Origin of the sequence: Synechococcus sp. 63AY4M2 (assembly GCF_002760475.1) — a bacterium.
GTDB lineage: Bacteria > Cyanobacteriota > Cyanobacteriia > Thermostichales > Thermostichaceae > Thermostichus.
This window is the reverse complement of record NZ_AXUX01000001.1, coordinates 1,576,301-1,601,446: the sequence shown is the minus strand read 5'-3', so window position 1 is coordinate 1,601,446 and position 25,146 is coordinate 1,576,301. Positions and strand designations below refer to the sequence as shown.

The window sequence follows — 25,146 nt, the reverse complement described above, 5'->3', positions numbered from 1 at the left end:
GCCACTAAAGTTGCTTACGGGCTTTTCCGCCCTGCCCTCAAGTGCAGGGCTACCAAGCTATCCTTCTCTGTAGTCGGGGTGGATCTGGGTGCAATCATGGCCGGGAACTCCATTCGTTTTGGCACTGACGGCTGGCGAGCCGTGATCGCCGATGGCTTTACCTTCCAGAACTTGGGCATTGCCGCCCAGGCCAGCGCCCAAGTGTTGGCCCGCACCTATCCTGGGGCAGGGATCCTGATCGGCTACGACAACCGCTTTCTCTCAGAAAAATTTGCTGCCCACGCTGCCGAGGTGGTGGCGCGGCTGGGGATCCCGGTTTATCTCTCTGCCTGTGTGGCCCCGACACCGGCCTTTAGCTGGGCGGCCAAAGAGCGCGGCTGCCACGGCGCCTTGGTGATCACCGCCAGCCACAACCCGCCCCACTATTCCGGCCTCAAGGTCAAAGGCGGATTTGGCGGCTCCGTGCCGCCGGAGGTTACCGCCGCCATCGAGCAGGAGCTGCACCACCTGCAACCTCTCGCATCCAACCCAGCCCCCATCGAAACCTGGGATCCCTGGCCCGGCTACCTGGCTCAGCTCAGCCGCTTTGTGGATCTGGAGAAGCTCAAAGGATCCCCGGCCAAGATCTGGGTGGATGTCATGTTTGGCTCTGGCGCCGGGGGCCTCAGCCGCCTGTTGGGGGAGAAGGTGATCGAATTGCAGGCACGTCGGGATCCCTTGTTTGGCGGGTTCCCACCGGAGCCGCTGCCGCAAAACCTGCAGACCTCTGCCCAGATCATCGCAGCGGATCCCGCCCCGTTAAAGATGGGTCTGGTCTTCGATGGCGATGCCGACCGCATTGCTGCCCTCGATGGGCAAGGCCATTTTCTCAGCCCGCAGATCCTCATTCCCATCTTGATCGACCACTTGGCGGGGCGGCGCGGCCTGCGGGGCGAGATCGTCAAAACCATCAGCGGCTCGGAGCTATTCGTGAAGGTGGCCGAGCGCTATGGCCTGCCAGTTACGGAAACGCCGGTGGGCTTTAAGTACATCGCCGAGCGCATGCTGAGCACACCGGTGTTGCTGGGGGGAGAAGAATCGGGCGGCATCGGCTATCTGGGCCACATCCCCGAGCGGGATGCCCTCCTCTCTGCCCTGTACTTGATCGAAGCCGTCACCGAAACCGGGCAAGATCTGAGCGCCCTTTACCGAGCTTTGCAAGAACGGGAAGGGTTCACCTCAGTTTACCTACGCCGCGACCTGCACCTGGCGGATCAAGGTCAACAAACCCGGCTCTTCCAGCAGCTACAGACGGATCCCCCCCTTGAGATCCTGGGGCAAAAGGTAATCAAGCATTTCGATCGCGACGGCCACAAGTTTAGCCTTGCCGACGGCAGTTGGGTGATGATCCGGGGCAGCGGCACCGAACCTCTGCTGAGGCTCTACTCGGAAGCCAGAACCTCAGAAGAAGTGAACCGTCTTCTCGATTGGGCAGCTGGGCTGCTCAGCAAGATTGCTTAGGGCTACAGAAGGACGCCCACGGCCCCTAGCTTGCTTGTGCGCGATAGCAGTTCAGAGCTCAAGCACTTGCCTCGGCTGTCTTGGCCTTGGCTTGGTCAAAAGTGCCTGGCGGCTCGTACAGAAACTCAAACAGGTTGCCATCGGGATCCTTGCCATAGAAGGAGGCAGTGCCATCCCGATGGCTGTGAATGGCCCCTACCGGGATCCCTGCGGCTTGCAAGCGCCGATGCTGCTCCTCCAGCTCCTCCCTGCTGCTGAAGACAAAGCCAAAGTGGGGCCCTGCCGCCCGGTAGCCCGGCCCCAAGAGTGCCAGCCCATCGTCTCCGGCTTTCATATAGGCCCAGTCGGGATCCTTCCAGACGTTGACCATCCCCAACTTTTCGTAGAACTCTACTGCCTTAGAGATGTCTTCTACGCGGACGGCAACATGTCCAAGTTGCTTCAGTGCCATGCTCTTCTCTCTCCTCCACAGAGACAACCGCAAGGGTTTCTCTATAACCCAGCATAGCTTGCAGAGAGAGCCCCTCCCCACTCCCCCGAGAGCAGGGATGGAACCAAGGTCGATTCCAACTTCGTTCGAGGCCCAGGGCAAGCTAATGCCTAAGCTGTTGGCTGCTTGGCCAAGAATCGCTCCAGCTCGCTCAACGCTTCTGCGTCCATTTTGGTCTGCATGGGGCAGAACTTCGGTCCACACATCGAGCAAAACTCCGCCGTTTTGTAGATATCTGCCGGCAAGGTCTCGTCGTGATATTCTCGCGCCCGCTCTGGGTCTAAAGACAACTCAAATTGTCGGTTCCAATCAAAGTTGTAGCGGGCTCTGGACATCTCGTCATCTCGATCCCTGGCCCCAGGACGGTGGCGGGCAATATCGGCAGCGTGGGCGGCAATTTTGTAGGCAATGAGGCCGTTGCGCACATCCTCGGCATTGGGCAAGCCCAGGTGTTCTTTGGGAGTTACGTAGCAGAGCATCGCCGCCCCGTACCAGCCGGCCAAGGCCGCCCCAATGGCAGAGCTGATGTGGTCGTAGCCAGCGGCAATATCGGTTACCAGCGGCCCCAAAACGTAGAAAGGAGCCTCGTCGCATTCCTCCATTTGCTTGCGCACGTTAAACTCAATTTGATCCATCGGCACGTGCCCTGGCCCTTCCACCATCACCTGCACATCGTGCTCCCAGGCCATGCGGGTCAACTGCCCCAGGGTTTTCAACTCCGCCATCTGGGCCTCGTCAGAAGCATCGTGCAGACATCCGGGCCGCAAAGCATCGCCCAGGCTAAAAGAAACATCGTATTTCTTGAAGATCTCGATGATGTCGCGGAAGTGGGTGTAGAGCGGGTTTTGCTTGTGGTGGGCCAACATCCAACGGGCCAGGATCCCACCTCCGCGAGAGACAATTCCTGTGAGACGGTTGCGCACCAATGGCAGATATTCGATGAGGATCCCGGCATGGATGGTCATGTAGTCCACCCCTTGCTGGGCCTGCTTTTCGATGATGTGCAAGATATCTTCTGCCGAGAGTTTTTCGACATTGCCATGGACACTTTCTAGAGCTTGGTAGATGGGCACCGTGCCGATGGGCACCGGAGAAGCTTGGATAATAGCCGTGCGAATTTCGTCCAAGTCGCCGCCGCCGGTGGACAGATCCATAACGGTATCGGCGCCGTATTTAATGGCCAATTTCAGCTTTTCCAGCTCTTCGGCTAATCCAGAGGAGCTGGGGGAGGCGCCAATATTAGCATTGACTTTGCAGCGGGAGGCGATCCCGATGCACATGGGCTCTAGGTTGGTGTGATTGATATTGGCAGGGATGATCATGCGGCCCCGCGCCACTTCTGAGCGGATCAGCTCCGGCGGTAGGTTCTCTCGCCGAGCCACGTAGTCCATCTCTTCGGTAATCACGCCCTGCCGGGCAAAGTGCATTTGCGTAACATTTGCTTGCCCACGACGGCGGGCAACCCATTCGCTGCGCATGGTGTCAACTCCGGTACTCGCTTTCCTACGCTGGTATGACCCAGATCAGGTTCTGAGGATGTAATCTCAGCCTGGGGGCAGCCCCCAGACACTCCTAGCGTGTTGTGATTCTATCACCGAAATTGGAACTGGATTGGAACTTTGGGATCGATATCAGAGTAGTTTGAGACAATGCCCTGGCGCGTCGCGCCGCTGACCCTTCCAGTCTCTCCCCTCACCCCCAGTCCCTTTCCGATAGGAGCAGCGATACGAGCAGTCTGCCCTGGGGAAGGTGCTGCAGCTAGGGGGCAAAAATATCATCAGAAGCATTAGATGCTGGCGAACCCTTCAGGCAGTGGCTTTTTTCTTTCTAAAACGGGCTTATCTGCCTTCAATAACCACTGTGCCCTGGCCGAAAGCTTTTTGAAAAAGGGATCCGAGAGGATACTTTTTTCTTCTAGCTGTGGGATCCACACATGTTGCCTCTTGGGATCGCTTTGGATCTCGATTTTGCTCGAAGTGAGCAAGTGATCAGTTAATCTCGCCGAGATCTCTGACCAGTCGATTTCCTGCCCTAAGTAGAAGCTATGTTGCTCAAGAACGCAACCGATAATCTTGCTTAGGAGATCGTCCTCTACGGGTTTGAAAAAGCAGTTGTCGTGAATGTAGATTTGGTGGACAACTCTATTTCCAAGCCTCTCTTGGTCGACAACAAGAAAGTCTTTGCCTTCAAATCGGATTTCTAATTCATAGGCGACGGCATCAGTTAGCAAATATTCAGTAAAATGTTTGGAAAAATTTTCTCGGCAAAGTTTCTGAATAGGAGACTGTTCTAGGCATCTTACACGATCCGATAGTCCTTCTAAATCTGGAGAGCAGGCCAGCAATAAAACATTATCCTGATACTCTCCATAAATCTTTGAATACCAGATCGCGCCGACGTTTTTAAATGGCTCTAAAATGACTCGCAAAGACACACTTGCGCCGCTGAGAGATAGGTTGGGGTAGCTAAGCTGGGTGAGCCGTTGCCGCGACCACCAGTCTTGAAGCTGCAGGTCGATCATGGGATCCCGCCCAGCCAGCGCCGCCAGCTCCACCAGGGATCCCCTCTCTTGCTGGCCCTGAACAGCTCGGCCACTTCTTCGCCGCTGGGCCGAGCCCTAAAGGTTTTGAGGACGCTGTAGAGGCCGGGCTCTTCCTGCTGCCACACGCTCCAGGGATCCGGGTAGGCGCGAAACAGGGCTCCTTCTACCAGCGAGCGCAGGTAGTAGCTGGTCTCAAAGGTGCTCAGGAAGCGTTGCCGCAGCCGGCGCCCGGCCAACCCCACCCCCACTGCGGCGGCATCCTGAAGTTGCGGGTTGAGGAGAACGACGGGCTTGGGATCCCGGCCTTTGGCCGCCAGCCCAGAGGGATCGCCGCCGCTCACCAACTGGCAAACCCGCTCCACCTGATCCAGGCTGTAAACCGCCGGCATCACGAACAGGACACTTTGTTCTGGCGTAGGTTGGGTGCGGGCAGTCAGGCTCTGCAGTTGGATCCCGTCGGGGAGGGATCCCCATTCCCGCTGGGCCAGGGCCGCTCCGCCGGCATCGCTGAACAACACCAAAGCCGGTGGCGGCACCAACTCCAAAAATGGACGAGCCAAGACTTCCGGCTTGATGTCGGGGGCCAGGATCTCGATGAGCAAGCGGCGGTATCCCGCTTGCAGGGCCAGGCGTGTGGCCTGGATGGCCTGCTCGCAGGCTTGGGCCAGATCGCCGGGCAGGTGGGGAAATTGGGTCAGTTGCAGTTGCTCGGCCACAGTCCAATCCAACTTAGATTCAATAAGATTCAAAAGACGCTCAGCCGGATAGGTCTTCCCAAGCTCTGTGGGTAAGCAGCTCCTCCAGCACCCGCACCCCCCGCAGTTGGTTGGAAAGGGGCAGGTGGCCCTTGGGAGCGGACAGATCCCAGGTGAACTCGTCGGGATAGCGAGTCCAGTGGTAGCCTTGCTTCCAGCCAATCAGCGGCCAGAGGCGCTCCCAGTTGCGGTTGACCCCCAGCCAGAGTTGCCGCTGCACCGAGTAGCCGAAGCGATCCCCGGAGGCCGCCCGCCACAGGCCATCGATGGTGCGCAGATCCTCTGCCGGGATCCGGCTCACCTCGGAAAAGTACAGCCAGCCCCGCCGCGCCGCCCCCTCCCCCGCCGCCCGGCACAGCAGTTGCAGGCTCAGCCGATCCGCTTCCAGCCAAGCTCCCGCCGCTAACAACTCCTGCAAAGGCCGGTAGTCGATGTTCAGGGCTGAAATCAGAGGGACTGTCACCATTGCCGTTGCAAAGGGTTTCTTTCGAATTCTAGTCCCTGTCGGCCAGCCCCTCAGCTTTCGGGCGGGTACTGGGGCGGATTCCCAAAGAGGATGCGATAGCCAATATAGGCCACCCCCAACAACCCCGCCAGGATCCACAGAAAGGCCGAAAAGGGTAGGTAAGAGAAAAAGACAACATAGACCCGGCGGCTGAGCCAAGAGAGGATGAGATAGACCGCCGCCAAAATGCTGATCCCTTGCAAGGTGCGGAAAGCCGGCACCCGCGAGAGGGGCATGCGCTGCCGTGCCACCCAGATGGAGCTAAGGAAATAGTAGGGAGGCACCAGCAACAAGAACATATCCGCCTGCTTGACCACCGCCTGCCAGCCGGCCGTGTTGGTGGCATAGGCCAAGTAACCGGCCCAGAGGACAAGGCTTGCCGCTGCTAAGCCAATGTTCAAGCTGAGCAAAAAAGGCTCTTCCCACTGCCCTGGGATCCAGTAGCAGAGAACCCAAACCAACCAAGGAGCTGCAAAGAGCAGGATGGCAATCGTTAAGCCGTTGGCGTTGAGCTGGGTAAAAAATGTTTCCAGGGTCATGACGGCTGAGGGGACGGGAGGTCACTTTCAAAAATAGTAGTGTAGTCCAATCCCTCACCAGAATCCGTAAGTAATACCCTGAAAAATTACAGCCAAAACATTGCATCCTCGCTGGGTCAGGGTTTCCGGGCGCGCGAAACGGGATCCTTTTGCTAGGGCACTACTGAGTACATCTGGAGGGATCCCGCAGGGCACCCACAAAGTGATAGGGGGGCAGGGACTCGCTCCAGTCCAATTGCCAGTGGGGGTGTGCTGCTACCCAGGTTTGGGCGAGCTGGGCTGCCATTTCCCGTTCGGCAGGGGTGAGCAAGAAGTAAAGCCGCAGGACTTCTCCCGGCTGCGGATCCCCTCTTTGCACTGGCCAGGTAGAAGGCCAAAGCTGCTGCAGGGCCGCCAGCTCCTGTTCTTGCCGCTCTTGGGCCTGTCGTTGCTGGAGATAGGCTTGTTTGCGGGCCAACAGATAGGCTGTGCCGCTGGGAGCGGGTTGGGGATCCGGGGGGGGCTGGGGCGACAGTTTTCCTTTCAGGCAGTACTCGGCTCTTCCCCCGATGGCCGCGAGGGCCTGTTCGTACTCCGCCTGCTGGGCCAATAGGTGGGATCCCAGCTTTTCGGCTGAGAGAAAGCAGGTGCCAAAGCGCAGGGGCAGCAGCGGCATCTGGGCAAACAGCCGGCAGATCACCTGGTCGTGGCGCAGGGCAGAACGCAGCAGCACCTCATCCGAAGCCTGCAGCGACGCAGGATCCGGCATCGGCTCCACAGCAGCGGCAATTCGGCCTCCTGTGGGAGAAAACACCTGCAGCGGCCCGCGGATCCCTTGAGTTTGTTGAATGAAATGCCAAAGCGGCGCGTCTGGCATCGGCAAGAAGGCATAGGTGTAAAGGGGGCTGCCGGCGCTCTGTTCGCTGGGTTCCGGTAAAACTGGCATTGGCTCGGATCGAGGCGTAGACTTTTCCTCTCAGTCTAAGCAAACTTGCTGGCGCTTTTTGCCCTGGGGGGCTGCTACTGGCGACCTGAAGATGCGGTAGACTAATCCTGGCAGGGTTTTTCAGGTCTGGGGTGTTCAGGGCCGCAAGGCTGCCGGGGGGTAGGTGGGATCCTCTCTCTCCGTGCCTCTACAGGTAAAACTATGACCAGCCGCTCAGACTTCAAACCCTTGGAAACCTTTCAAAAAGAAGAGATCGAACGCTTGCGGGATCTGCTTCCCGCTTCTCTCCGGGCCTTGATCCGCGTTGTCCCCCACTCGGGAGGTGAGGCCCTGTTGTTCTCCCGCCGCAAGGCCCCTTGGCAGCCGCAGGGCATCATTGCCATCGATTTTCGCCGCTGGCAAGGGATCCCGCAGCCGCAGCGGGATCTGCTGTTTTTGCGGGAGGTGGGCTGGTTCGACAACCGCAACTGGCTACAGCCGGGGTTTTACCAGTCGCTGGCCTTGCTTGGTGGCATCACCACCGTGGCAGAGCTCTCTTTGCAGCACCCGTTTTCTGCCCTGTTGGCGGGGGGCATCACGGCGCTCTCGGTGCGGCAGATCTGGCAAAACCTGAATCGGGAGAGCGCCCATTTCGATGCCGACGAGTTTGCCTTGCGCCGCGCCCAGTTCCGCGGCTACACCCGCCAAGAGGCAGCCCAACACCTAGCAGATGCCCTGGAGCAGGTTCTCAAGCTGGATCCCACCGATATCCTGACGGCACTGCGGCTGCAGCGGCTGAGAACCATCGCCCGCAACCTCACCCCCTCACCTGGGAGCTCCTGAGCACAGGTGCACCTGGGTGATGGCGATCCGACCGGAGAAGCAGATATCGGTATCGGTCTGGGGATCGCGGGCTCGCTCTGCGTAGCGCCCCTGGTAGCGAAACCACAGCGATGCCAAGCCTTCCCCCTCTGCTTCTACGGCGTAATCGAGTGGCAGCGGCTGCGTGCAGAGGGGGCAGTAAACTCGCTCCGGCAAAGGGGATCCCGGTGGCAGGTGGGGCAAGTTGACATTCCAGAAGGAGCCGGCTGGCAGGGGTTGTTCCATCAGCTCGGCCAGGATCTCCCGCGTCCACCGCTGGGCCTGCTCCCAATCGATGGGTTGGCTCCCTGCCCGATACTGGGAAATGGCGATCCCTCCGATCCCACGCAGCGCCGCCTCCCGCACCGCCGCCACCGTGCCGGACAAGTACACATCCGATCCCAGATTCCCTCCCTCGTTGATGCCAGAAAGCACCCAATCCACGGCAGGGGCGAGCTTAAACAGGGCCACCCGCACACAGTCGGCAGGGGATCCCTCGACGGCAAAGGTGCGCTCGCCGCGGGCCCAGGCGCGAAAGGGCCGCCCCGTCGTTACCTGGTGGCTACAGCCGGAAATCGGCTGGTGGGGGGCCACAATCCAGCAGTTTTCCTCGGCAACGAGAGCGCTGAGGGCCAGTCTGAGGTGTGCCAGCCCCGCCGCCTCGATGCCATCATCGTTGGTCAGCAATACCTTCATCTGAATTCCTCTACCGGCAATTCCTGGGTTAGCCTAAATCGCAAATCTCCGTTGGGATCCAAATCTGGAGATCTGAAGTGCAAAGGCAAGGCGGATCCCGTTCTTCTTCTAACCTATCCCTAAGGGGTTGGCGTCTCCTGCGCCGCAGCCCTCGACCCATGACCATGAACTGATACCGGAGGATTGCCATGACCACACGGGTAGCCATCAACGGATTTGGCCGCATTGGCCGGTCGTTTTTGCGGGCGCTGCTCTCCCAGCCGGGGCGAGGGCTGGAGGTGGTGGCGGTTAATGATCTCACCGAGCCGGAGAACTTGGCCTACTTGCTGCAATTTGACTCCGCCTACGGGCGCCTGCCCCAGACGGTGAGCGTTGTGGATGGCCACCTGCAAGTCGGCAGCCACAAGATCCGGGTTCTGGCAGAACGGGATCCGGCGCAACTGCCCTGGAAAGACCTCGGGGTTGACCTGGTGATAGAGTCCACCGGCCTGTTTACCAAGCGGGAGGGGGCGGCCAAACACCTAGAAGCCGGCGCCAAGAAAGTGATCATCTCCGCCCCTGCCAAAGGCGCCGACCTGACGGTGGTGATGAGGGTTAACGACGACCAGTACGACCCAGAGCGGCACCATATCGTCTCCAACGCCTCCTGCACCACCAACTGTCTGGCGCCGCTGGCCAAGGTCTTGCTGGATCGCTTCGGCATCGAGACGGGCTTTCTCACCACCTGCCACGCTTACACCGCCACCCAGGCCATTGTGGATCGCCCGGATCCCAAGGACTATCGCCGGGGCCGCTCGGCGGCGGTGTCGATTGTGCCTTCCACCACTGGGGCAGCTACGGCAGTTGCCGAGGTTTTGCCTGCCCTGAAAGGGAAGATGGACGGCCTGGCGCTGCGGGTGCCCACCCTAACCGGCTCGATTGTGGACTTTGTCGTGCGCACCGAGCAGCCTATCACCAAAGAGGCGGTCAACCAAGCCTTTGTGGAGGCAGCAGAAGGGCCGATGCGCGGTATCCTGGCCATTGCCCCGCCGCACATTGTCTCGGCCGATATCATCGGCGATCCCCATTCTTCGATTGTGGATCTGGAGTCGACGATGACGCTGGGGGATCGCACCGTGAAGGTGCTCTCCTGGTACGACAACGAGTACGGCTATGCCTCGCGGCTGGTGGATCTGGCGGCGAAAATGGCGGCTGCGCTAAAGAGCTCAATCCCAGCCTAGGTCAGTGCGCTCCAGCCAGGAGCTATCCAGGGCAGCCAGCGCCTCAGCTGCGGCTATGCCGGTTTCGGGGTGGCGCCAATGGGGAGCAATCTCGCACAGCGGGGCCAGGACAAAAGGGCGCTCCATCATGCGAGGGTGGGGCAGGGTTAGCTCAGGGCTCTTCAGGATCCGGTTGCCCATTGCCAGCAGATCCAAGTCCAGGGTCCTGGCCTCCCAGCGGATGCGCCGCACTCGCCCTGCCTCCTGCTCGATGGCCAGCAGCGCCCTCAGCAACTCCAGGGGCGATTGGTAAGGGGGAAAGGGATCCAACGCCACCACAGCATTGAGGTAGTCGGGCTGGCCGGGTGGCCCCCCTTGGGCGGGGCTGCGGTAGAGGCTGGAGCGAGCCACCACCTGGCCCAACCTGAGCAACTTCTGCCCAGCCGAGCGCAATTGCTGCAGCGGATCCCCTAGGTTGCTGCCCAGGGCAATGTAGGCTAGGTCGGGCTGCATCGAGGGTTAGCTATTGGAAGAACGGTGGCGGACAATCTCCACGTAGACATCGTCGAACAAACCGGGCAGGGGGGCTTGCGGCTTGTGCACCCGCACCGTCAGGGCTTCCACCTGGGGATAGCTTTGCCACAGCCGCTCAGCAATCCGGTCTGCCAACGTCTCGATCAGCCGGTAGCGTCGCTGGGTTACCTCTTCCCGCACCGCCTCGTACACCTGGGCGTAGTCCACTGTGTGGGCCAGGTCATCCGCTTGGGGAACCCAACCAAGCTGCATCTCCACATCCACCACAAAGCGCCCTCCCAACACGGCCTCCTCAGGACGATAGCCGTGGTGGGCATGGAAGCTAAGACCCCGCAGCACCAGCCTAGTTGGGTTCATCGTGGAGACCTGCCCAGGCCGCCAGAGCCGAGACATGAGCGGGGACGTTGTGCACCCGCACCAGGGTAGCGCCCCGGCTGGCGGCAAAGAGGTGCACGGCTACGCTGGCGCTATCCCGCTCTCTAGGCACAGCAATGCCGGCAAGCTGGCCAACAAAACTTTTGCGCGAGGCTCCCACCAGCACCGGGTAGCCATAGGCCACCAGCCGCGGCAGCGCTCTGAGGAGGGCAATGTTCTGCTCGGCGGTTTTGGCAAAGCCCAGGCCGGGATCCAAAACCACGCTGGGAACACCGGCTGCCAGGGCCCGTTCCGCTTGATCCTTGAGAAACCCAAAAACTTCTCCCTCCAGATCCTCGTAGTGGGTAAGCTGCTGCATGGTGCGGGGCTCTCCCCGCATGTGCATGATGATTGCCGGCACCCCCTTCTCGGCACACAGCTGCATCATCTGCGGATCGCGCAGGCCGGTGACGTCATTAATCATGTGCGCTCCAGCCGCCAGAGCTGCCGCTGCCACCTCCGTTCGGCGCGTATCGACGCTGATGAGAATGCCGGATCCCTCTAGAGCCTGAATCACGGGCAAAACCCGGTCGCATTCCACCTCCACCGGTACCGGCTCTGCCCCCGGACGGGTGGACTCGCCGCCGATATCCACAATCAAGGCCCCCGCCGCTGCCATGGCTCTGGCTGCCTGCACGGCAGCTTCCACGGATCCCCACTGGCCGCCGTCGCTAAAGCTATCGGGGGTTACATTGAGTACCCCCATCACCGCCACACCCCGCCAGGAAAGGCAGTACCCCTCCGGTGTTTGTTCTGCCCCAGGCAGGGGACGGCGAGAGAGCAAGCTGGTAACGCCCATAACTCCTGCAAGCTAATTCGCTGTCAGAGCAGCCGCCCCAGATAGGACCAGCGCGTGCCTAGCTGAATTCTAGAAGTAGGGAAGCGCAGGGGGCAGTAATCTATACAGATCCCTCGCTCCGTTTGTTTTGGGGTATTGCTAGGTGTCTCCCGTGAAGGGGAGGAGTGGCTGCGTGGCGCGGGCCGCGGTTGTGTATCTGCCTTGGTATGACCCTCAGTTGGTTGAGTGAGTGAGGGGAAACGTCACCTGAGGTCGGCAAAAAGCCATACCTAGGAGGGATCCCCTGCCAGCCTAAGGCCAAGGAGTAGCCTTAGCTCGCAGAGGAACCCCTCCCGCTTGAGCTAAAACATGATGTCGTCTTCCGAACGACCCCAGATGCACCAGATGATGGAGGCAAAAATTGCTAGGTAAACCCAGGCCATCGGCCCGTATTGCAGCAGATCCATCAATACATCCCTTAAAGTACTTGTTTATCTAGTCCAATTATTGTGATGTTTCGTTACAGCGTCAACAGTTTTCTCAGGAAAACGGTTGCGTCAAGCAGACCCCTTGGAAGCAGGGATCCCTGGCTAGATAAGTCGTTTTGCCTAGAGGCACTGCTGAGAAACCACGGCTTGGCTGAATAGGCTAGGGAGTCCTAGACATGGAAACGGAAGAGCATCACATCTCCTTCCTGAACCACGTAGTCTTTGCCCTCGCTGCGCACTAGGCCCTTCTCTCGGGCGGCACTCAGGGATCCCGCTGCCACTAGGTCCTCATATGCTATCGTTTCCGCCCGGATAAAGCCCCGCTCAAAATCCGAGTGAATGACCCCCGCTGCCTGAGGAGCAGTGGCACCGGCAGGGATTGTCCAGGCGCGGGTTTCTTTGGGGCCGGAAGTAAAGTAGGTGCGCAGGCCCAGCAGCTCGTAGGTGGCGCGGATCAAAGATTTCAGCCCCCCTTCTTTCACCCCCAGCGAGTCTAGATAAGCCTGTCGCTCTGCAGGCGGCAGCTCCACCAATTCCGCCTCCACCTGGGCTGAGACCACCACCACACGCGCCCCTTCTGCCTGGGCCACTTGCCGCACCTGCTCCACCCACGCGTTGCCAGTGGCCAGCTCCGTTTCCGCTACGTTGGCGGCATAGATCACCTTCTTGCGGGTGAGCAGCCCTAGCCCTTTGATGGAGGCCTCCTCTTCTGGGCTGAGGGGCACCAGGCGGGCCGGCTTGCCCTCGTCCAAAGCGGCCTGCAGCTTCTCCAGGGCCTGCAGCTCTACTTGAGCCGTTTTGTCGGACTTGGCCTGTTTGCGCACCCGTTCCAAGCGTCGCTCAATCTGGGCCAGATCGGCCAGGGCCAGCTCCAGGTTAATCACGCCCATGTCTCGCACGGGATCCACCGAGCCAGCCACGTGGACAATGTTCTCGTCTTTAAAGCAGCGCACCACATGCACGATGGCGTCCACCTGGCGGATGTGGGAGAGAAATTGGTTGCCCAAGCCCTCCCCCTTGCTGGCACCAGCCACCAGCCCGGCAATATCGACAAACTCGATTTGGGCGGGAACAATGGCCGCCGAGCCACTGATCTTAGCCAGCACCTCCAGGCGCTCGTCTGGCACGGCCACCCGTCCGATGTTGGGCTCGATGGTACAGAAAGGAAAGTTGGCCGCCTCCGCTTTGGCATTTTCGCAGAGAGCGTTGAATAGAGTCGATTTGCCCACATTGGGCAGGCCGACAATTCCAGCTCTAAGCATTGAGAGTGGGAGGGAAAAAGTCCGTTGCGAAACTTTACTTTGACGTTAGCATTTGTCGCCTCCGGCTAGTGCGCCTACCCAGAGGGCAGCTCCGCGGCAAGCTGGGCAAGGTTCCTCAGACCCGTTCCAAAAAGACCACTCCCTCTACATGGCCTGTCTGGGGAAAGAAGTCAGCAGCTCGCCATTGGGTTAGGCGGTAGGATCCCTCGGCCATGAGAATTTGCAGGTCGCGCGCCAAGGTGGCAGGATGACAGCTAATGTAAACGATCTGCCGGGGCCGTTGCTGCTTTAGGATCTCAAGCACCTGCCGCTCGCAGCCGCGCCGCGGCGGATCCAACACCACAATATCGGCAGGAGGCAGAGTTGGCAAAACCGTTTCCACTGCGCCCTGGAAAAATTGGGCCGAGGGGATGCCGTTGAACTGGGCATTGTAGCGGGCCTGGGCCACCGCCGCCGGCAGGACTTCCACCCCTATCGCCCGTTTGGCCCGCCGGGCCAAGAGCAGGGTTAGGGTGCCGATGCCGCAGTAGGCGTCCAGGACGATCTCCTCGCCGCGCAGCTGGAGCTGATCCACTATCCAGGTAAAAAAGGCCTCCGCCTGCTCCGTGTTGACTTGAAAGAAGGAGGTGCTGTCAATCCAAAAGGAAAGACCGGCCAATTCTTCCCGCAGGGATCCCCGCCCGGCAATCACCTCCGTTTGCGGGCCAAAGATGGTGTTGGTGCGGGCCGGGTTGAGGTTGAGACAAACCCCCACCAGGTCGGGGTAGCACTGCATCCAGCGCTTGGCCCACCTTTCTAGGTGGGGCAGGTCGCGGCTGCAACTGACCAAGGTGAGGAGCACCTCGCGGGTGCGGCGACCAATGCGCAAGCCCAAGTGACGCAGATGGCCCTGGTGGCGGCTTTCGTCGTAGACGCTCCAGCCGGCCTCCTGCAGATCCCGCTTAATTTCCCGCAAGAACACATCCAGCCGCTCGTCCTGCACAGGGCACTGGTTGAGGTTCACCAGGCGGTGGCTGCCCGGTCGGTAGTAGCCCATGCGCAGCGGCTGGCCCTCTGCTTTGGCAATGGGGTAGGTGACCTTATTGCGGTAGCGCAGCGGCTGCGGGGATCCCAAAATCGGGACAGGCTCCGGCAGAGTAAGACCGCCAATTCGTTCCAGCGCATCCCTGAGGATCTGCTGCTTGGTAACCAATTGCTGAGCGTAGCTGACGTGCTGCCACTGACAGCCACCGCACTTGTCCGCCACAATGCAGGCCGGCCGCACCCGCTGCGGCGAGGGAGCTATGAGGGAGCGAATTCGCCCGACCAGATAGTTGCGCTTGATCTCAGTTATCTGAGCCACCACGCGATCCCCTGGCACCGCTTGGGCGACAAACACCACCCGACCCCGCCCGTGGCCAAGCGTATGGGCAATGCCATCGCCCTCAGGGGTTAGGTCGGTGATCTCCAGGGATAGGAGATCCCCCGGCTTGATGGGATCAGGGGCCAGAGAAGGGATTGGCTGCTCCATGGAAAAAGGTGGTTGACGTTCTCCCCAGCCCTATTCGCGCAAGCGGGACAGAGTCCTCAGGGCGGGGCCTGCGCCGCCAAAGTTTTGGTCAATCGAAATCGGGTGAGACCATCCAAAGCTAAACTCGATACGTAAGAAAATCCGGCAACCGAAACAGAGTAATCCCAGAAAACCCAAGGGAGGAACTCTATTGTGGCATTGACCGGGGTGCCTGGGGATCCGCCGGAACCCTCTTTGCCTGGCTGCAGCGGAGCTCGAGGCTGGCCCCCCAAGCTGCGCCCAAGAGCAAGGTGATCAACAGGTGAAGGCGGCCATCCAAGATCACCACATCCAAAAGCCCCGCAGCAAAAAACGCCGTCAAGGCCAGTAAAACTCCCAAGAGGATCTCGTCTTGGGAGCAACGCCAGGCTCGCCAGCCCCGCGCCAAGATCCAACCCCAAAGGGCCAAGTAGCCCAGCAGCAGAGGGATCCCGCCTTCTGCCGCCAGATGGAGGTACAAGTTGTGGCAGTGGCCCAGCAGCTCTGGCGGATCCTGGGCATTGTAGAGGGCAGGAAAGCTCTGCCAGCCCCAGCCGGTCAGGGGCCGCTCCCACACCATCTGCAGGGCAAAGCGCCAGGCATCGAGGCGGTTGGCCGTCGAGCTGAAATAGGGGGCCTGGGGGTCAAAGGTGTCTGCCAACCGGCTCCAGATCAAGGAAGGGACAACCGCCCGCCAGCCGGGCCAGTCCAAAGCAGCGGCCAAGCCGGCTAATCCCAAGCCGGCCAGGAAGGCGAGCCCCCACCAGCAGCGCCGCAGGGCCAGCCCAATCAGTAGCGCCAGCCCCCCTGCCCCCCAGCCGTTGCGGGAGGCTGTCAGCAGCAACAGCAGGGATCCTAACCCCAGCAGCGCCGCCAGCCCTGCTCTGGTGGGGTGAGATTGAGTTGCCCCCCACAGCCCCGCCGCCAAGCCCAGATGGATCACAAGATAAATGGCCAGGAGATTGGGGGAGGTGAAGGCTGCCGCCGGGCGCTCCCCACCGGCCACGCCCGTAATCCAGAGCGGCCCCAAGAAGAGATGCCCCTGCCACCCCCACAGCACTTCTCCCCAGCCCAAGAGCAGCATCAGGCCACTGCCCAGCACCAACACCTGCGCCAGGCAGCGGCGGCTGAGGGGATCCCTCAGCGCTGCAGCAAAGGCCGGCAGCATCAGGAGAAAAGGCCAGTAGTTGAACATCCCCGGCAAGCTCAGCCGCCAGTCCTCCCCCAGCAGCGCTGTCACCACCACCGCCAGGCTCAGCAGGCCCGCCAGCCAAAAGCCGGGATCCCGCCGGATTTGCTGCCAGTAGCGGCCATAGCTTTGCACCGTCCCCACCACCGCCAGCAACAGACTAGGGGCCAGGTTGACCGGGATCAGCGCCGCCGAGCCCAACAGCCAGCCCTGGAGCTGCCAAGGCCGGGGGGACGGCGGCAGGTCTTTAGAGGCAACTGAGGCAGAAAAATTACTCATCGTCGAGGGGGATCCCCGCTCGTACCCGCCCCTGGCCAAAGTAGCGGCCAAACTGCAGCTCGTACACCTCATCTTCATCTTGCGTTTCCACCCACAGCTCGGAGCGGGCATAGCCCACGCACAGCAGCCCGTAGCCCTGCTCCTTCAGCTCCCGCGAGATCCCCATTGCCTCCGGCTGGTAGAGGGATCCCTGCCGGATCCGCACCGCACAGGTGGTGCAGGCGCCGTTGCGACAGGCAAAGGGAAGCTGGATCCCTTGGGCTTCGGCAGCCTCCAGGATGTATTGGTCGGCAGGCACCTGGATGAAGTAGTGGGCGTCTTTCTGGCGGTCGTGGATGTGAACCGGGTAGGAATGCATGGAGAAGAAGGGCCTTTTCCCCCGATGAGGAGACTTCTCCATGATCCCACAAGATTTGAGTGGAGTTGGGCTACTGCCCAGCTCCATAGGATAAGCTGAAGGCAGGGCCCCCAGGAGAGCAGCCTATGCTAGAAACTCCCAATTCCCCCATGCCCTCAGTGGAAAAACTGCCAGCTACCTTCTCGGCTGAAGTTTTTAACAAGCTCATCGAGAGCAATACTGAAACTCGTCCCTGGGGCAGCTTTACGGTGCTGGACGAGGGCCCCGGCTACAAGATCAAGCGGATTGTGGTGCTGCCCAAGCATCGCCTCAGCCTGCAGATGCACTACCACCGCAGCGAACACTGGATCGTCGTGGCCGGCACCGCCAAAGTGACCTGCGGCAATGAAGAGCGGCTGATCACCACCAACCAGTCCACCTACGTGCCCCCCTGCACCAAGCACCGCCTGGAAAACCCCGGCGTCATCCCCCTGGTGATCATCGAAGTGCAAAACGGCCAGTACCTGGGCGAAGACGACATTATCCGCTTCAGCGACGACTACGCCCGCGCCGACAGCGGGCAGTCGACCTCATCCTGAGCCCGTCCTAGAAGGGGAAAACGGTCATCAGCAGCAAGGCGGCCATCAAGCCCAGCGCCACCTGCACCGCCTGTCCAAAGGCCGGATGGCTGGTCACCACTTCGCCATAGCGGCTCTGGAAGCGGGACAGATCCAGGTAGGGAGCTATCCCCCGCCGGAACCATCCCACCACCGTCCCTTCTTGACCCACCAGCCTGCCTGCCCGGCTGGCCCCAAACAGGAAGTTGCCCAGCGGCCCAAACCGAGAAACATAGCGCAAGAAAATCATCCCCGTCTCATCCTGGAACTTGAGATCGGAGCCGAAGCGATAGCCCGCATCCCCCCGCCCGATCACCCGCCCCTCTAGCTGCATCGGCAAGCCGCGCAAGGGGCTGGCGTAGGGGTTGCTCATGGCCTTCAACACCGTCAATGCCGGCGGGTTTTCCAAGCTGGGGTACATCACCGTCATCTTCAGCAGCAGGCCCAAGCTGGCTCCCGCCAGAACCAGGCCGGCAAACATGCCGTAAGACCCCGCCTGCAGAGCGGGGATCCCAAGCACCATCCCCAAGATCGCCCCCAGCCACTCGGCGTTTAACAAAACCACGTCCAGAAGAAAATTGCCGTAGAGCTGCTGGCGGTTGAGCTGCTTGCCCTGGGCCACCACGCTGGCCATGTCGAACTCCACCGGCAGATCCAGTTGTTCGGCATAGGTGCCCAGCGCCCGCACCCGCTTGCCGGTGAGGGGATGGGTGGAGTTCAGCTCCATCCACCCGGCCCAAGGGTTAAACAGATCCCACAAAAACACCCTGCCCACCTGGCTGGGATCCGCGGCCACCCGGTAGGCTGTCCCCGCCATCACCGCCGCCTTGGCATCGTAGATCCCCAAGGCCCGTGTGCCTTCCAGCAGGCGAGCGCTGCGCTGTCGGGTTTCCTCATCCTGTTGCCGCTCCCCTTCTTGCACAATGCCAAAGGCTATTTTCACCAGAGCCCGCGAGAGGGCATTGGGGTTGCCGGTGATTTCGGCGGCAAAGTGATCGGCAAAGTACTCCCGCACCCGCGACAGGTACAGCACCAAGTAGGAGCCGGCCACGTAGAAAAAGTAGGCGACCAGAGCCAAGGAACCTATGTTTTTGCCCCCTCTGCGGTCTCGGCGCGTGTCGCGCAGGTAGACGTAGAGGAGGTAGAGAATCTGCACCAACGTGGAAGCCAGGGTCATGACAGCAAAATCCCAGTGGATCACATGCCCCAGCTCGTGGGCATAGACCGTGGCCACCTCCTCATCTTCCAAGTAGGTGAACAACCCTTCGCTGACGACGATGCGGGCCGTATCCGGCAGGCTGCCATAGGTAAAAGCAGTAGGGTTTTGGTCGCGGATCAAGCCCAGCTTCGGCTGCTTCAGCTTGTACTGGCGACAGACGCGGGCGATCACCTCCGCGCTCTCTGGGCTGCGACGCCCAATTTCCGCCAAGCTCACCCACTGGGTGCTGTAGAGGCTGTGCTGGATCCAGTCCATCAACCAGGGAGACAAAAAGAAAATTAGGGCGTTGAAGGCCAGGGTGAGCAGAACGGCGGAAAGAAAAGAGCCAAAAGAGAACCCCCCTTCCAAGGTGCCGAAAACGGCCAGGGCCAACACAAACACCATGCCGAACAACAGGCTCAGGGTCACGCCGGCGGCCAGAGTGAGGTTGCCAGCAAAGCTGGCCAAAACCAGCGAGACCCCTGTCTGAGGAGCGCGGTACCGGCGTCGGGTCTGACCGGTTCTGAGATTGGAGGTGGCGGGATCCAAGTCGGCCAAGGCGCGGCTGGGGTTGAAGCAATAGCGGCTCAGCCAAACGCTCAACAGGCGCAGCTCGTGGGGATTGAGGCTTTTCAAGGGCTCTAGCCACAGGGCCGCATCCACCGACAGCATTGCCGTCGAGACAGCACCGGGGTTGCGGAACAAGGTGGGCAACAGGGGCAGCACTTCTTCCTTTTGCCCAGCGGTGAGGTTATGAAAACCCAAGACCGCCTGGCGCACCACGCTGGAGGGTTGAGGCAGGTCAGCGGTGAGCAACTGGCGGTCTTGGACAAAGCAATAGCGGCTGAGATCTGGACTGTCGGCGGGATCCCCCCTGCCCGTCGCCGCTTCCGGAGCCAGCCTCACCTGAGTTTTCCAGTTGGCCTGCTGTTGGCCGATGGGGCGGCTGTAGAGAGCCAAGCGCTTGACTTGGGGATAGCGGCTGGGAATTGCCTTCTGGAACCAGGCCGTCAGCCTCTCATGGTCGAGAGCAACGTGAGCAGGGTGGTTGATCATGATCACCAAAGCGTAATCCCCAGGACTGCTTTGGAGGGGCTGGGCCTTCACCTGAACTCTCAGACGCAGGTCTGCCAGAGCTTGCTCTAGCCACTGCGCCAATTCCTGCTCGTTCATGGCCGTCTCCCGGAGGGGGTAGGGTAAGCTGAGCTATTGCTTCAATTGCCAATGGCTTTCGACTTTACAGCGGCTATTCTGGCATTTTCTCTACCAAGGGATCCCCATCTCCCCCCAAACCCAGTACAGAACGCCCAGGGCAAGCATTTATCCAGGAGCTGAGCTGCAGAAATTGTTTGGCTACAAGATCGAGCGCTGTCCCTCCGGGCTGATGCCGATGATGGTGAGCTGGCAATCCAGCACTTTAAAGCCGTACTTTTCAGCCACCTTCTGGCTGATATTCAGGATGGCGTTGTTTTTGAACTCAATGACCTTGTTGGTCTTGATGCACACCAAATGGTGGTGGTGGTGGGGGGCCGGCTGGTTGATCTCGTAATGCTTGTGGCCTTCGGTCAGTTCCAGCTCGCGCAAAATGCCCATGCGCGCCATCAGCTTGACGGTGCGATAGATGGTGGAAAGGCTGATGTTGTGGCCTTCTTCCCGCAGCTTTTTGTGCAGCTCCTCGGCGCTCAGGTGAGTCCCCTCAGGCAAGTTTTGAAAGGTCTGGAGGATGATTTCCCGCTGCCGAGTGGCTCGCCAGCCTTTGGCATTTAGCTCCGCTTTGAAGGCTTCTTCCGTGTAGACCATGATGCCCCCCTCCGCTGTTGGGCAACGTCGCCGTAACAGTCAATAAGTTCTGTAATTGATAATAGCCTCATTTAAGATAGCGCCACTGACTTTCGGCTGCCAAAGGGATCCTGTTGCCTTCTTGAGAAGCAACGGCAGCGCCTGGGCCGGCAGAAGAAGGGGTGCGGGAAACCGGATCCCGCGTCTATTGGAAATGAGCTAGCCTACAGGGTATGCCCAGGTGGCCTTATAGTTCGAGTGAGTCTGGGCTAACATAACTCGGGAAAAGGCCCGCGGCATCCCGGCGGCGTTGCTAAGCGTAGTCAATACGGGAAGGGAAAACAAAGATGCGGTTTGAGCAGCCCAAAACCTATTCCATTTCTCTAACCGGCTGGGGCTTCTGGCTGGGATCCCTGGCCTTGGCAGCTTTGCTGACCCGTGTCGGGCTGGGGTGGCTGGTCGCCGGGTTGGTGGCTCTGTTGCTGTTCTTGCTCTCTCTGCCGGTGCTGGTGCTGCTGGCCTTTCGCTGGTGGGCGCGCCGCTGGATCGCCACGGATCGCTGCCCGGTGTGTGGGTCCGAGTCTCAGGCCATCGAGGGCAGCCGCTTCTTTTGCCCCAGTTGTGGCGAGCCGCTGTTTGTTGCCGATGGCCATTTTTATCGGCAAACGCCCCCCGGCACCATCGACGTGGAGCCGCTAGAAGAAAGCGGCTGGGAGTTGCCAAGCTGAGGGCTCCGCTCTGGGGGTGGGTTGGCGTTTTTAGAGGGCATTTTGGGTGAAAAGTGCTCCGCAACGCTATTGCCAACGACAGCGGCCGGGCTGGCGGCTGGTTGCGATCTGGGGGGGGACGCTCTCGGCGGCGTTCCTTCTGCTGAGCTCAGCTCAGGCGACGGCGCAGGGATCCCTGCAACCTCAGGTGGAGACCTACCTGGCCCAGTTGAGCGGCCGCGGCTTTGCTTCCACGGCCCAGGGGGTTTGGCTGCAGAGGGGCGACGAGGTTTTGGGGCAACATCAGGGATCCAAGGCTTTGCCGGCGGCCTCCCTGACCAAGGTGGCCACCACCCTGGCTGCTCTGCAGCAGTTTGGCCCGCACCACCGCTTTGTGACCACCTACTTGGCAACCGGTTCGCTGGGAACGGACGGAGTTTTGCAGGGCGATCTCTGGGTGCTGGGGGGGGAGGATCCCTTCTTTGTCTGGGAGGAAGCCTTCGCGGTGGGGAACGCCCTCAACGCCCAGGGGATCCGCCAGGTGCGCGGGGATCTGGTGGTGGTGGGCCGCTTCTACATGAACTTTTCCCGGGATGGGGCCCGTTCGGGATCCCTGCTGCGCCAGGGGCTGGAGGCCCGCCTCTGGCCCCCGGAAGCCCAGGCGCAATTCCAGACCTTGCCCCCCGGCACCCCCAGGCCGCAGGTGGAGATTTTGGGGTCGGTGCGAGTTGCCCAGCAGATCCCTTCGGAGGCCCAGGTCTTGCTCAGGCATGAGTCGCCTCCCCTCATTCACCTGCTCAAGCTGATGAACCTCTACAGCAACAATGCCATGGCCGAGATGCTGGCAGAGGCGGTGGGAGGAGCGGCCCAGGTTGCCCAAATAGCCCGCGCTGCAGCAGGGATCCCGGCAGAAGAGCTGCACCTGATCAACGGCTCGGGATTGGGGGTGGAAAACCGCATCTCCCCGCGGGCCAATGTAGCCATGTTGCGGGCAACCCAGGCGTTGCTGGAAGAGCGCGGCTTGTCGCTGGCGGATGCCTTTGCCGTCGTCGGCCAGGATGTGGGCGTGCTGGAGCGGCGGCTTCTGCCGGGGATCTTGATCGCCAAGTCGGGCACCCTGAGCGGCGTCAGCACCTTGGCGGGCGTGTTGCCAACTGAGCGGGGCGATATCTGGTTTGCCGTCATGAACGGCGGGGCCAACTTGGCCGACTTGCGCACCTGGCAGGGAGAGTTTCTCAGCCGGCTCCAGTCCCGCTGGGGATCCCCCGCCGCCTTGCCCGAGCGCTGGCTGCCTCGTCCCTTAGATACGAGATCCCGCAGGGAGTCGAGCCCTCGCCTTTGACGGTTTGCCTGGGAGGGGTCGCCTCAGCAGCAAAGCGCCTGGGGATGGCAAACCCTCGCAAGCCGGTTTCAATTCAGCCAGAAGCCGCAGGAGCCCCGCCCCCCAGTCCCCCCGTGTACGGGGGGATATAGGGGGGATTGAGGGGGCAGTCGGAGTCGGGTAGTTTACAGCCCTTCTCCGGAGAGGGTTGCGGCGATGGGGCGTACAGGAATCGAACCTGTGTAAGGCAAATTATGAGTTTGCTGCCTAAACCGCTCGGCCAACGCCCCTTCTTCTTCTACTTTTTACTCTAGCGCCCTTGTTCTTTCCAGAACCGGTGAAAAAGAGCCCCGCTACAGGATAAGCTGCATGTCGGTGGTTAGCGGACAGCAGAGACCATGGCATCAGCGCGTTCCTGGCAGAGGCAACTGGCTTTAGGCTTGGGGCTGACTGCCTTATCCTTGGTTCTCGGTTTGGTTTTTTGGGCCGTTGGGCAGCACTATCTCCCCTGGAACGAAGCCGCCTCTGTGGACTGGCAACCCACCGGCCAGAACCTGGCTCTGTCTCCTGCCCTGGAAGCGCAGACGGTGCCGTCCCCCCCTGAAGCGCCTTCCGCCGTCAACAACCCGCCAGAGGGATCCCCGCTACAGCTCTGGCTTGTTACCTTTTTAACCGTGTTTGTGGCGGAGATGGGCGATAAGACTCAGTTGGCCACCTTGCTCATAAGCGCCCAGTCCAAGTCTCCCTGGGCGATCTTTTTCGGCTCTGCCAGCGCCCTGGTGACCGCCAGTTTGCTCAGCGTAGCCTTAGGGGGATCCCTGGGGCAGGTGATCCCGGCAGCCTGGCTAGAATGGTTGGCTGGCCTCGGCTTCCTGGCAATCGGGAGCTATGTTCTCTGGCGAGAATGGCAAGGGAAGCGTGAGCCCTCTGGAGGAACCGAGGATGGCCTGCCAGGGAAAATTGACACTCCCACCCAGGGGATTCTTACGCAGCCCAAAATGGACTCGCGAAGGCGCTGTCAAGACGCCCCTAGACAGTCCTTTGAGGCATAACCTCAAAGTTCTGCTTACTTCGGACTTAAGTTCCTCCAGGTTAGTTATTGCCGCGCGGGTTTTGCACCGCAGTAGGTTGTTTTCCTGGAGAAGCTCTGTACTAACTATAACAAAGAAGCAACTAAAGTGGCTCAAGGGCTTTTCCGCCGCGTACTAAAGTACGGGGCTACCAAGCTATCCTTTTGTGTAGCGCGGCTCGCAGTTGCATTCTATCTTCTGGGGTGGCACGGCGTCGTTGAACCAAAGCGCGAGGGTCTGTATCTCTGTTAAGCAAGCATGAACTTTTTTAACGATCCGGATAGCGGCTGCTGAGAGGAGAACTGAGGCCCCGTAGAATGAATCCCAAAATTCCAGCCAGGATCTTCGGACATGGATTACATTCGCACCTTTAACGACGATCCCTGCGAGGGCCATCTTTCAACGCCCATCAGTGACTCTCCTCTCACCCGTCTGTTTATCAACAACCTCCCCATTAACCGGCCTGGCCTATCGCCGCTGTTGCGAGGGCTGGAGATTGGGTTGGCGCATGGCTATTTTTTGGTGGGGCCAGAAATCGTGGTGGGCCCGCTGCGCGACTATCCTGAGGCAGCCAATTTGGGCGGGCTGGTCACGGCGATGGCGATTGTGCTGCTGGGAACCGCCTGTATGTCCGCCTATGGCAGCGTTACCTTTGGAAACAAGCCGGAAACGCCGGGCGCCAATCCTCTATCTACGGCCCGTGGCTGGGGGGATCTGACAGCAGGATTTTTCTTGGGAGGTATGGGTGGCGTGTTTGCTGCCTACTTCTTGTTGGAGAACTTTGCCGGGATCGACGCCATCTTTCGAGGGTTGGTGAATTAAGGTTAATTGAGTTGTCAAACTTGTCAAGGCACTGGAGAGGAGCAAGATCATGACCGGTTCTTACGCTGCTGCTTATCTTCCTTGGATTTTCGTCCCCATTGTCGGTTGGCTGCTGCCGGCAGTAACCATGGCTGTGCTCTTTTTGTACATTGAGCGCGACTAACTGGTTCTCATCTCAATGGGTTTCGGAAGAGGGATCCCTAGCTAGACAAGGGATCCCTCCCTTTTTGGCACAGCGGCTGTTTCTGGACGCGCTGCCGTCTTGCCTGGGGCAGTACCCGACCAAGGTTGGGTCTTCTTGCTTTTGGGAAAGGGGAACTTCCAAAGGACTTTAGAGTGGAGCAGGATCCGGCGAGCTGATCCCATACCAACAAGGAAAAGGGCAGCTTGCGCAACCCCCTTTCAACTTTTAACGAGAAGAAGAAGTCGATGGCCAGCCTTACAGCCTTTTAATTTAAAATAGGGTACAGGTATTCAAGAGGAAGGAGAGAAAGGAATGCCGACTCATTCTTTGGATTTGCGGCAAAGAGTTGTAGCAGCCTATCAGGCAGGTAACACCTCCATCCGCCAGGTAGCTAAACGCTTCATGGTGACCAAAAGAACAGTACACCGCTGGGTGCGTCAGTACCAACAAACTCAAGATTTAGCCCCTAAGAAAGCAGGCACCAAGCGAGTGGGCATTTTGGAACAACATCGGCAGGAAGTGATCGCAATTATTACAGAACACCCAGACTTCTACCTGTGGCAGTATCAAGAACTGTTGCGCGAGCGCTTAGGAATCAATGTAAGCATCGTCACGATACATAATTTCTTGAAAAAGCAAGGAATGACT

27 protein-coding genes, 1 tRNA gene and 1 riboswitch are annotated in these 25,146 nt (G+C 60.0%); of the genes, 10 read left to right on the top strand and 18 right to left on the bottom strand.

What is annotated here, in order from left to right:
- The first annotated feature begins 96 nt into the window (after window positions 1–96).
- A complete protein-coding gene (locus tag SYN63AY4M2_RS07140) occupies window positions 97–1,500 on the top strand; it encodes a phosphoglucomutase/phosphomannomutase family protein (protein WP_099812648.1) in 1,404 nt (467 codons plus the stop codon).
- 58 nt (window positions 1,501–1,558) lie between these two features.
- On the opposite strand, the gene SYN63AY4M2_RS07135 is transcribed toward SYN63AY4M2_RS07140, so the two are convergent.
- From SYN63AY4M2_RS07135 to SYN63AY4M2_RS07105, 7 genes are all read right to left on the bottom strand, one after another.
- On the bottom strand, window positions 1,559–1,951 hold the full coding sequence (locus SYN63AY4M2_RS07135; RefSeq protein WP_011428935.1) for a VOC family protein: 393 nt from the start codon (window positions 1,949–1,951) through the stop codon (window positions 1,559–1,561).
- A gap of 149 nt (window positions 1,952–2,100) precedes the next feature.
- On the bottom strand, window positions 2,101–3,468 hold the full coding sequence (thiC, locus tag SYN63AY4M2_RS07130; protein ID WP_011428936.1) for a phosphomethylpyrimidine synthase ThiC: 1,368 nt from the start codon (window positions 3,466–3,468) through the stop codon (window positions 2,101–2,103).
- 5 nt (window positions 3,469–3,473) lie between these two features.
- Window positions 3,474–3,574: riboswitch (TPP riboswitch) on the bottom strand.
- Between the two features lie 202 nt (window positions 3,575–3,776).
- Entirely contained in the window at window positions 3,777–4,544 is a 768-nt protein-coding gene (locus tag SYN63AY4M2_RS07125; RefSeq protein WP_041438007.1) for a hypothetical protein, read from the bottom strand.
- Window positions 4,508–5,248, bottom strand: coding sequence for a DUF1995 family protein (locus tag SYN63AY4M2_RS07120; protein WP_011428938.1), 741 nt, complete (start codon window positions 5,246–5,248; stop codon window positions 4,508–4,510). Before SYN63AY4M2_RS07120 ends, SYN63AY4M2_RS07125 begins: the two co-directional genes overlap by 37 nt.
- Window positions 5,249–5,288: 40 nt before the next feature.
- Entirely contained in the window at window positions 5,289–5,753 is a 465-nt protein-coding gene (locus SYN63AY4M2_RS07115) for a GUN4 domain-containing protein (RefSeq protein WP_011428939.1), read from the bottom strand.
- Between the two features lie 50 nt (window positions 5,754–5,803).
- Window positions 5,804–6,331, bottom strand: a complete 528-nt coding sequence (locus SYN63AY4M2_RS07110) for a hypothetical protein (protein WP_099812646.1) — start codon at window positions 6,329–6,331, stop codon at window positions 5,804–5,806.
- Window positions 6,332–6,491: 160 nt separating this feature from the next.
- The gene (locus tag SYN63AY4M2_RS07105) at window positions 6,492–7,256 is read right to left on the bottom strand and encodes a GvpL/GvpF family gas vesicle protein (RefSeq protein ID WP_011428941.1); all 765 of its coding nucleotides are present in this window, start codon (window positions 7,254–7,256) and stop codon (window positions 6,492–6,494) included.
- A 201-nt stretch (window positions 7,257–7,457) separates the two neighbouring features.
- Here SYN63AY4M2_RS07105 and SYN63AY4M2_RS07100 point away from each other — a divergent pair, with 201 nt between their 5' ends.
- Window positions 7,458–8,078, top strand: a complete 621-nt coding sequence (locus SYN63AY4M2_RS07100; RefSeq protein WP_011428942.1) for a DUF3318 domain-containing protein — start codon at window positions 7,458–7,460, stop codon at window positions 8,076–8,078.
- Here the strand turns inward: SYN63AY4M2_RS07100 and surE are convergent.
- On the bottom strand, window positions 8,061–8,792 hold the full coding sequence (gene surE, locus SYN63AY4M2_RS07095; RefSeq protein WP_011428943.1) for a 5'/3'-nucleotidase SurE: 732 nt from the start codon (window positions 8,790–8,792) through the stop codon (window positions 8,061–8,063). The two genes, SYN63AY4M2_RS07100 and surE, sit on opposite strands and share 18 nt — an antisense overlap.
- 188 nt (window positions 8,793–8,980) lie before the next feature.
- Between surE and gap the strand changes: the two genes are divergently transcribed.
- The gene (gene gap / locus SYN63AY4M2_RS07090; RefSeq protein ID WP_011428944.1) at window positions 8,981–10,012 is read left to right on the top strand and encodes a type I glyceraldehyde-3-phosphate dehydrogenase; all 1,032 of its coding nucleotides are present in this window, start codon (window positions 8,981–8,983) and stop codon (window positions 10,010–10,012) included.
- Here gap and folK read toward each other — a convergent pair.
- The 7 genes from folK to SYN63AY4M2_RS07055 form a co-directional block, all read right to left on the bottom strand.
- A complete protein-coding gene (gene folK, locus SYN63AY4M2_RS07085; RefSeq protein ID WP_011428945.1) occupies window positions 9,998–10,504 on the bottom strand; it encodes a 2-amino-4-hydroxy-6-hydroxymethyldihydropteridine diphosphokinase in 507 nt (168 codons plus the stop codon). The two genes, gap and folK, sit on opposite strands and share 15 nt — an antisense overlap.
- A gap of 6 nt (window positions 10,505–10,510) precedes the next feature.
- Window positions 10,511–10,882 carry a dihydroneopterin aldolase gene (gene folB / locus SYN63AY4M2_RS07080; RefSeq protein WP_099835714.1) on the bottom strand — a complete coding sequence of 124 codons (372 nt, stop codon included), beginning with the start codon at window positions 10,880–10,882 and terminating at the stop codon, window positions 10,511–10,513.
- Window positions 10,869–11,738: a dihydropteroate synthase gene (gene folP / locus SYN63AY4M2_RS07075; RefSeq protein WP_099887294.1), complete on the bottom strand. Its 870-nt coding sequence runs from the start codon at window positions 11,736–11,738 to the stop codon at window positions 10,869–10,871. Before folP ends, folB begins: the two co-directional genes overlap by 14 nt.
- 637 nt (window positions 11,739–12,375) lie before the next feature.
- On the bottom strand, window positions 12,376–13,467 hold the full coding sequence (gene ychF / locus SYN63AY4M2_RS07070; RefSeq protein ID WP_099884408.1) for a redox-regulated ATPase YchF: 1,092 nt from the start codon (window positions 13,465–13,467) through the stop codon (window positions 12,376–12,378).
- A gap of 115 nt (window positions 13,468–13,582) precedes the next feature.
- On the bottom strand, window positions 13,583–14,977 hold the full coding sequence (rlmD, locus tag SYN63AY4M2_RS07065) for a 23S rRNA (uracil(1939)-C(5))-methyltransferase RlmD (RefSeq protein ID WP_099887293.1): 1,395 nt from the start codon (window positions 14,975–14,977) through the stop codon (window positions 13,583–13,585).
- Between the two features lie 187 nt (window positions 14,978–15,164).
- Window positions 15,165–16,463 (bottom strand): O-antigen ligase family protein, encoded by a 1,299-nt coding sequence (locus tag SYN63AY4M2_RS07060; protein WP_071813484.1) that lies wholly within the window; start codon window positions 16,461–16,463, stop codon window positions 15,165–15,167.
- A complete protein-coding gene (locus tag SYN63AY4M2_RS07055) occupies window positions 16,456–16,821 on the bottom strand; it encodes a 2Fe-2S iron-sulfur cluster-binding protein (protein WP_011428952.1) in 366 nt (121 codons plus the stop codon). The genes SYN63AY4M2_RS07060 and SYN63AY4M2_RS07055 overlap by 8 nt, the downstream gene beginning before the upstream one ends.
- A gap of 125 nt (window positions 16,822–16,946) precedes the next feature.
- Between SYN63AY4M2_RS07055 and SYN63AY4M2_RS07050 the strand changes: the two genes are divergently transcribed.
- Window positions 16,947–17,399 carry a phosphomannose isomerase type II C-terminal cupin domain gene (locus tag SYN63AY4M2_RS07050; protein ID WP_011428953.1) on the top strand — a complete coding sequence of 151 codons (453 nt, stop codon included), beginning with the start codon at window positions 16,947–16,949 and terminating at the stop codon, window positions 17,397–17,399.
- 7 nt (window positions 17,400–17,406) lie between these two features.
- Here SYN63AY4M2_RS07050 and SYN63AY4M2_RS07045 read toward each other — a convergent pair whose 3' ends face one another.
- Both SYN63AY4M2_RS07045 and SYN63AY4M2_RS07040 read right to left on the bottom strand, forming a co-directional pair.
- Complete coding sequence (locus tag SYN63AY4M2_RS07045; protein WP_011428954.1) at window positions 17,407–19,788, bottom strand: M48 family metalloprotease; 2,382 nt, start codon at window positions 19,786–19,788, stop codon at window positions 17,407–17,409.
- Between the two features lie 180 nt (window positions 19,789–19,968).
- Complete coding sequence (locus SYN63AY4M2_RS07040) at window positions 19,969–20,415, bottom strand: transcriptional repressor (RefSeq protein WP_011428955.1); 447 nt, start codon at window positions 20,413–20,415, stop codon at window positions 19,969–19,971.
- A 326-nt stretch (window positions 20,416–20,741) separates the two neighbouring features.
- Here SYN63AY4M2_RS07040 and SYN63AY4M2_RS07035 point away from each other — a divergent pair, with 326 nt between their 5' ends.
- Window positions 20,742–21,122, top strand: a complete 381-nt coding sequence (locus tag SYN63AY4M2_RS07035) for a hypothetical protein (RefSeq protein WP_011428956.1) — start codon at window positions 20,742–20,744, stop codon at window positions 21,120–21,122.
- A 46-nt stretch (window positions 21,123–21,168) separates the two neighbouring features.
- Entirely contained in the window at window positions 21,169–22,443 is a 1,275-nt protein-coding gene (locus SYN63AY4M2_RS07030; RefSeq protein WP_011428957.1) for a D-alanyl-D-alanine carboxypeptidase, read from the top strand.
- Window positions 22,444–22,639: 196 nt separating this feature from the next.
- Here SYN63AY4M2_RS07030 and SYN63AY4M2_RS07025 read toward each other — a convergent pair.
- Window positions 22,640–22,712, bottom strand: a tRNA-Ile gene (locus SYN63AY4M2_RS07025).
- A gap of 183 nt (window positions 22,713–22,895) precedes the next feature.
- On the opposite strand from SYN63AY4M2_RS07025, the gene SYN63AY4M2_RS14455 reads away from it, so the two are divergent.
- The 4 genes from SYN63AY4M2_RS14455 to SYN63AY4M2_RS07005 all read left to right on the top strand — a co-directional run.
- The gene (locus tag SYN63AY4M2_RS14455) at window positions 22,896–23,474 is read left to right on the top strand and encodes a TMEM165/GDT1 family protein (protein ID WP_346426049.1); all 579 of its coding nucleotides are present in this window, start codon (window positions 22,896–22,898) and stop codon (window positions 23,472–23,474) included.
- Between the two features lie 369 nt (window positions 23,475–23,843).
- Complete coding sequence (locus SYN63AY4M2_RS07015) at window positions 23,844–24,314, top strand: photosystem I reaction center protein subunit XI (protein WP_099812636.1); 471 nt, start codon at window positions 23,844–23,846, stop codon at window positions 24,312–24,314.
- A 49-nt stretch (window positions 24,315–24,363) separates the two neighbouring features.
- On the top strand, window positions 24,364–24,477 hold the full coding sequence (locus SYN63AY4M2_RS07010) for a photosystem I reaction center subunit VIII (protein ID WP_011428960.1): 114 nt from the start codon (window positions 24,364–24,366) through the stop codon (window positions 24,475–24,477).
- A 333-nt stretch (window positions 24,478–24,810) separates the two neighbouring features.
- On the top strand, window positions 24,811–25,146 hold a 336-nt coding region (locus tag SYN63AY4M2_RS07005; protein WP_143597431.1), incomplete at its 3' end, for a helix-turn-helix domain-containing protein.

Bases quoted from the DNA above. Each gene is read 5' to 3' on its own strand.
- SYN63AY4M2_RS07050 (WP_011428953.1), top strand. From the start codon at position 16,947: ATGCTAGAAACTCCCAATTCCCCCATGCCCTCAGTGGAAAAACTGCCA.
- SYN63AY4M2_RS07105 (WP_011428941.1), bottom strand. From the start codon at position 7,256: ATGCCAGTTTTACCGGAACCCAGCGAACAGAGCGCCGGCAGCCCCCTT.
- SYN63AY4M2_RS07035 (WP_011428956.1), top strand. From the start codon at position 20,742: ATGCGGTTTGAGCAGCCCAAAACCTATTCCATTTCTCTAACCGGCTGG.
- SYN63AY4M2_RS07060 (WP_071813484.1), bottom strand. From the start codon at position 16,463: ATGAGTAATTTTTCTGCCTCAGTTGCCTCTAAAGACCTGCCGCCGTCC.
- thiC (WP_011428936.1), bottom strand. From the start codon at position 3,468: ATGCGCAGCGAATGGGTTGCCCGCCGTCGTGGGCAAGCAAATGTTACG.
- SYN63AY4M2_RS07135 (WP_011428935.1), bottom strand. From the start codon at position 1,951: ATGGCACTGAAGCAACTTGGACATGTTGCCGTCCGCGTAGAAGACATC.
- folK (WP_011428945.1), bottom strand. From the start codon at position 10,504: ATGCAGCCCGACCTAGCCTACATTGCCCTGGGCAGCAACCTAGGGGAT.
- SYN63AY4M2_RS07045 (WP_011428954.1), bottom strand. From the start codon at position 19,788: ATGAACGAGCAGGAATTGGCGCAGTGGCTAGAGCAAGCTCTGGCAGAC.
- SYN63AY4M2_RS07140 (WP_099812648.1), top strand. From the start codon at position 97: ATGGCCGGGAACTCCATTCGTTTTGGCACTGACGGCTGGCGAGCCGTG.
- SYN63AY4M2_RS07115 (WP_011428939.1), bottom strand. From the start codon at position 5,753: ATGGTGACAGTCCCTCTGATTTCAGCCCTGAACATCGACTACCGGCCT.
- gap (WP_011428944.1), top strand. From the start codon at position 8,981: ATGACCACACGGGTAGCCATCAACGGATTTGGCCGCATTGGCCGGTCG.
- folB (WP_099835714.1), bottom strand. From the start codon at position 10,882: ATGAACCCAACTAGGCTGGTGCTGCGGGGTCTTAGCTTCCATGCCCAC.
- SYN63AY4M2_RS07100 (WP_011428942.1), top strand. From the start codon at position 7,458: ATGACCAGCCGCTCAGACTTCAAACCCTTGGAAACCTTTCAAAAAGAA.
- SYN63AY4M2_RS07015 (WP_099812636.1), top strand. From the start codon at position 23,844: ATGGATTACATTCGCACCTTTAACGACGATCCCTGCGAGGGCCATCTT.
- SYN63AY4M2_RS07040 (WP_011428955.1), bottom strand. From the start codon at position 20,415: ATGGTCTACACGGAAGAAGCCTTCAAAGCGGAGCTAAATGCCAAAGGC.
- SYN63AY4M2_RS07110 (WP_099812646.1), bottom strand. From the start codon at position 6,331: ATGACCCTGGAAACATTTTTTACCCAGCTCAACGCCAACGGCTTAACG.
- SYN63AY4M2_RS07055 (WP_011428952.1), bottom strand. From the start codon at position 16,821: ATGCATTCCTACCCGGTTCACATCCACGACCGCCAGAAAGACGCCCAC.
- SYN63AY4M2_RS07010 (WP_011428960.1), top strand. From the start codon at position 24,364: ATGACCGGTTCTTACGCTGCTGCTTATCTTCCTTGGATTTTCGTCCCC.
- surE (WP_011428943.1), bottom strand. From the start codon at position 8,792: ATGAAGGTATTGCTGACCAACGATGATGGCATCGAGGCGGCGGGGCTG.
- rlmD (WP_099887293.1), bottom strand. From the start codon at position 14,977: ATGGAGCAGCCAATCCCTTCTCTGGCCCCTGATCCCATCAAGCCGGGG.
- ychF (WP_099884408.1), bottom strand. From the start codon at position 13,467: ATGCTTAGAGCTGGAATTGTCGGCCTGCCCAATGTGGGCAAATCGACT.
- folP (WP_099887294.1), bottom strand. From the start codon at position 11,738: ATGGGCGTTACCAGCTTGCTCTCTCGCCGTCCCCTGCCTGGGGCAGAA.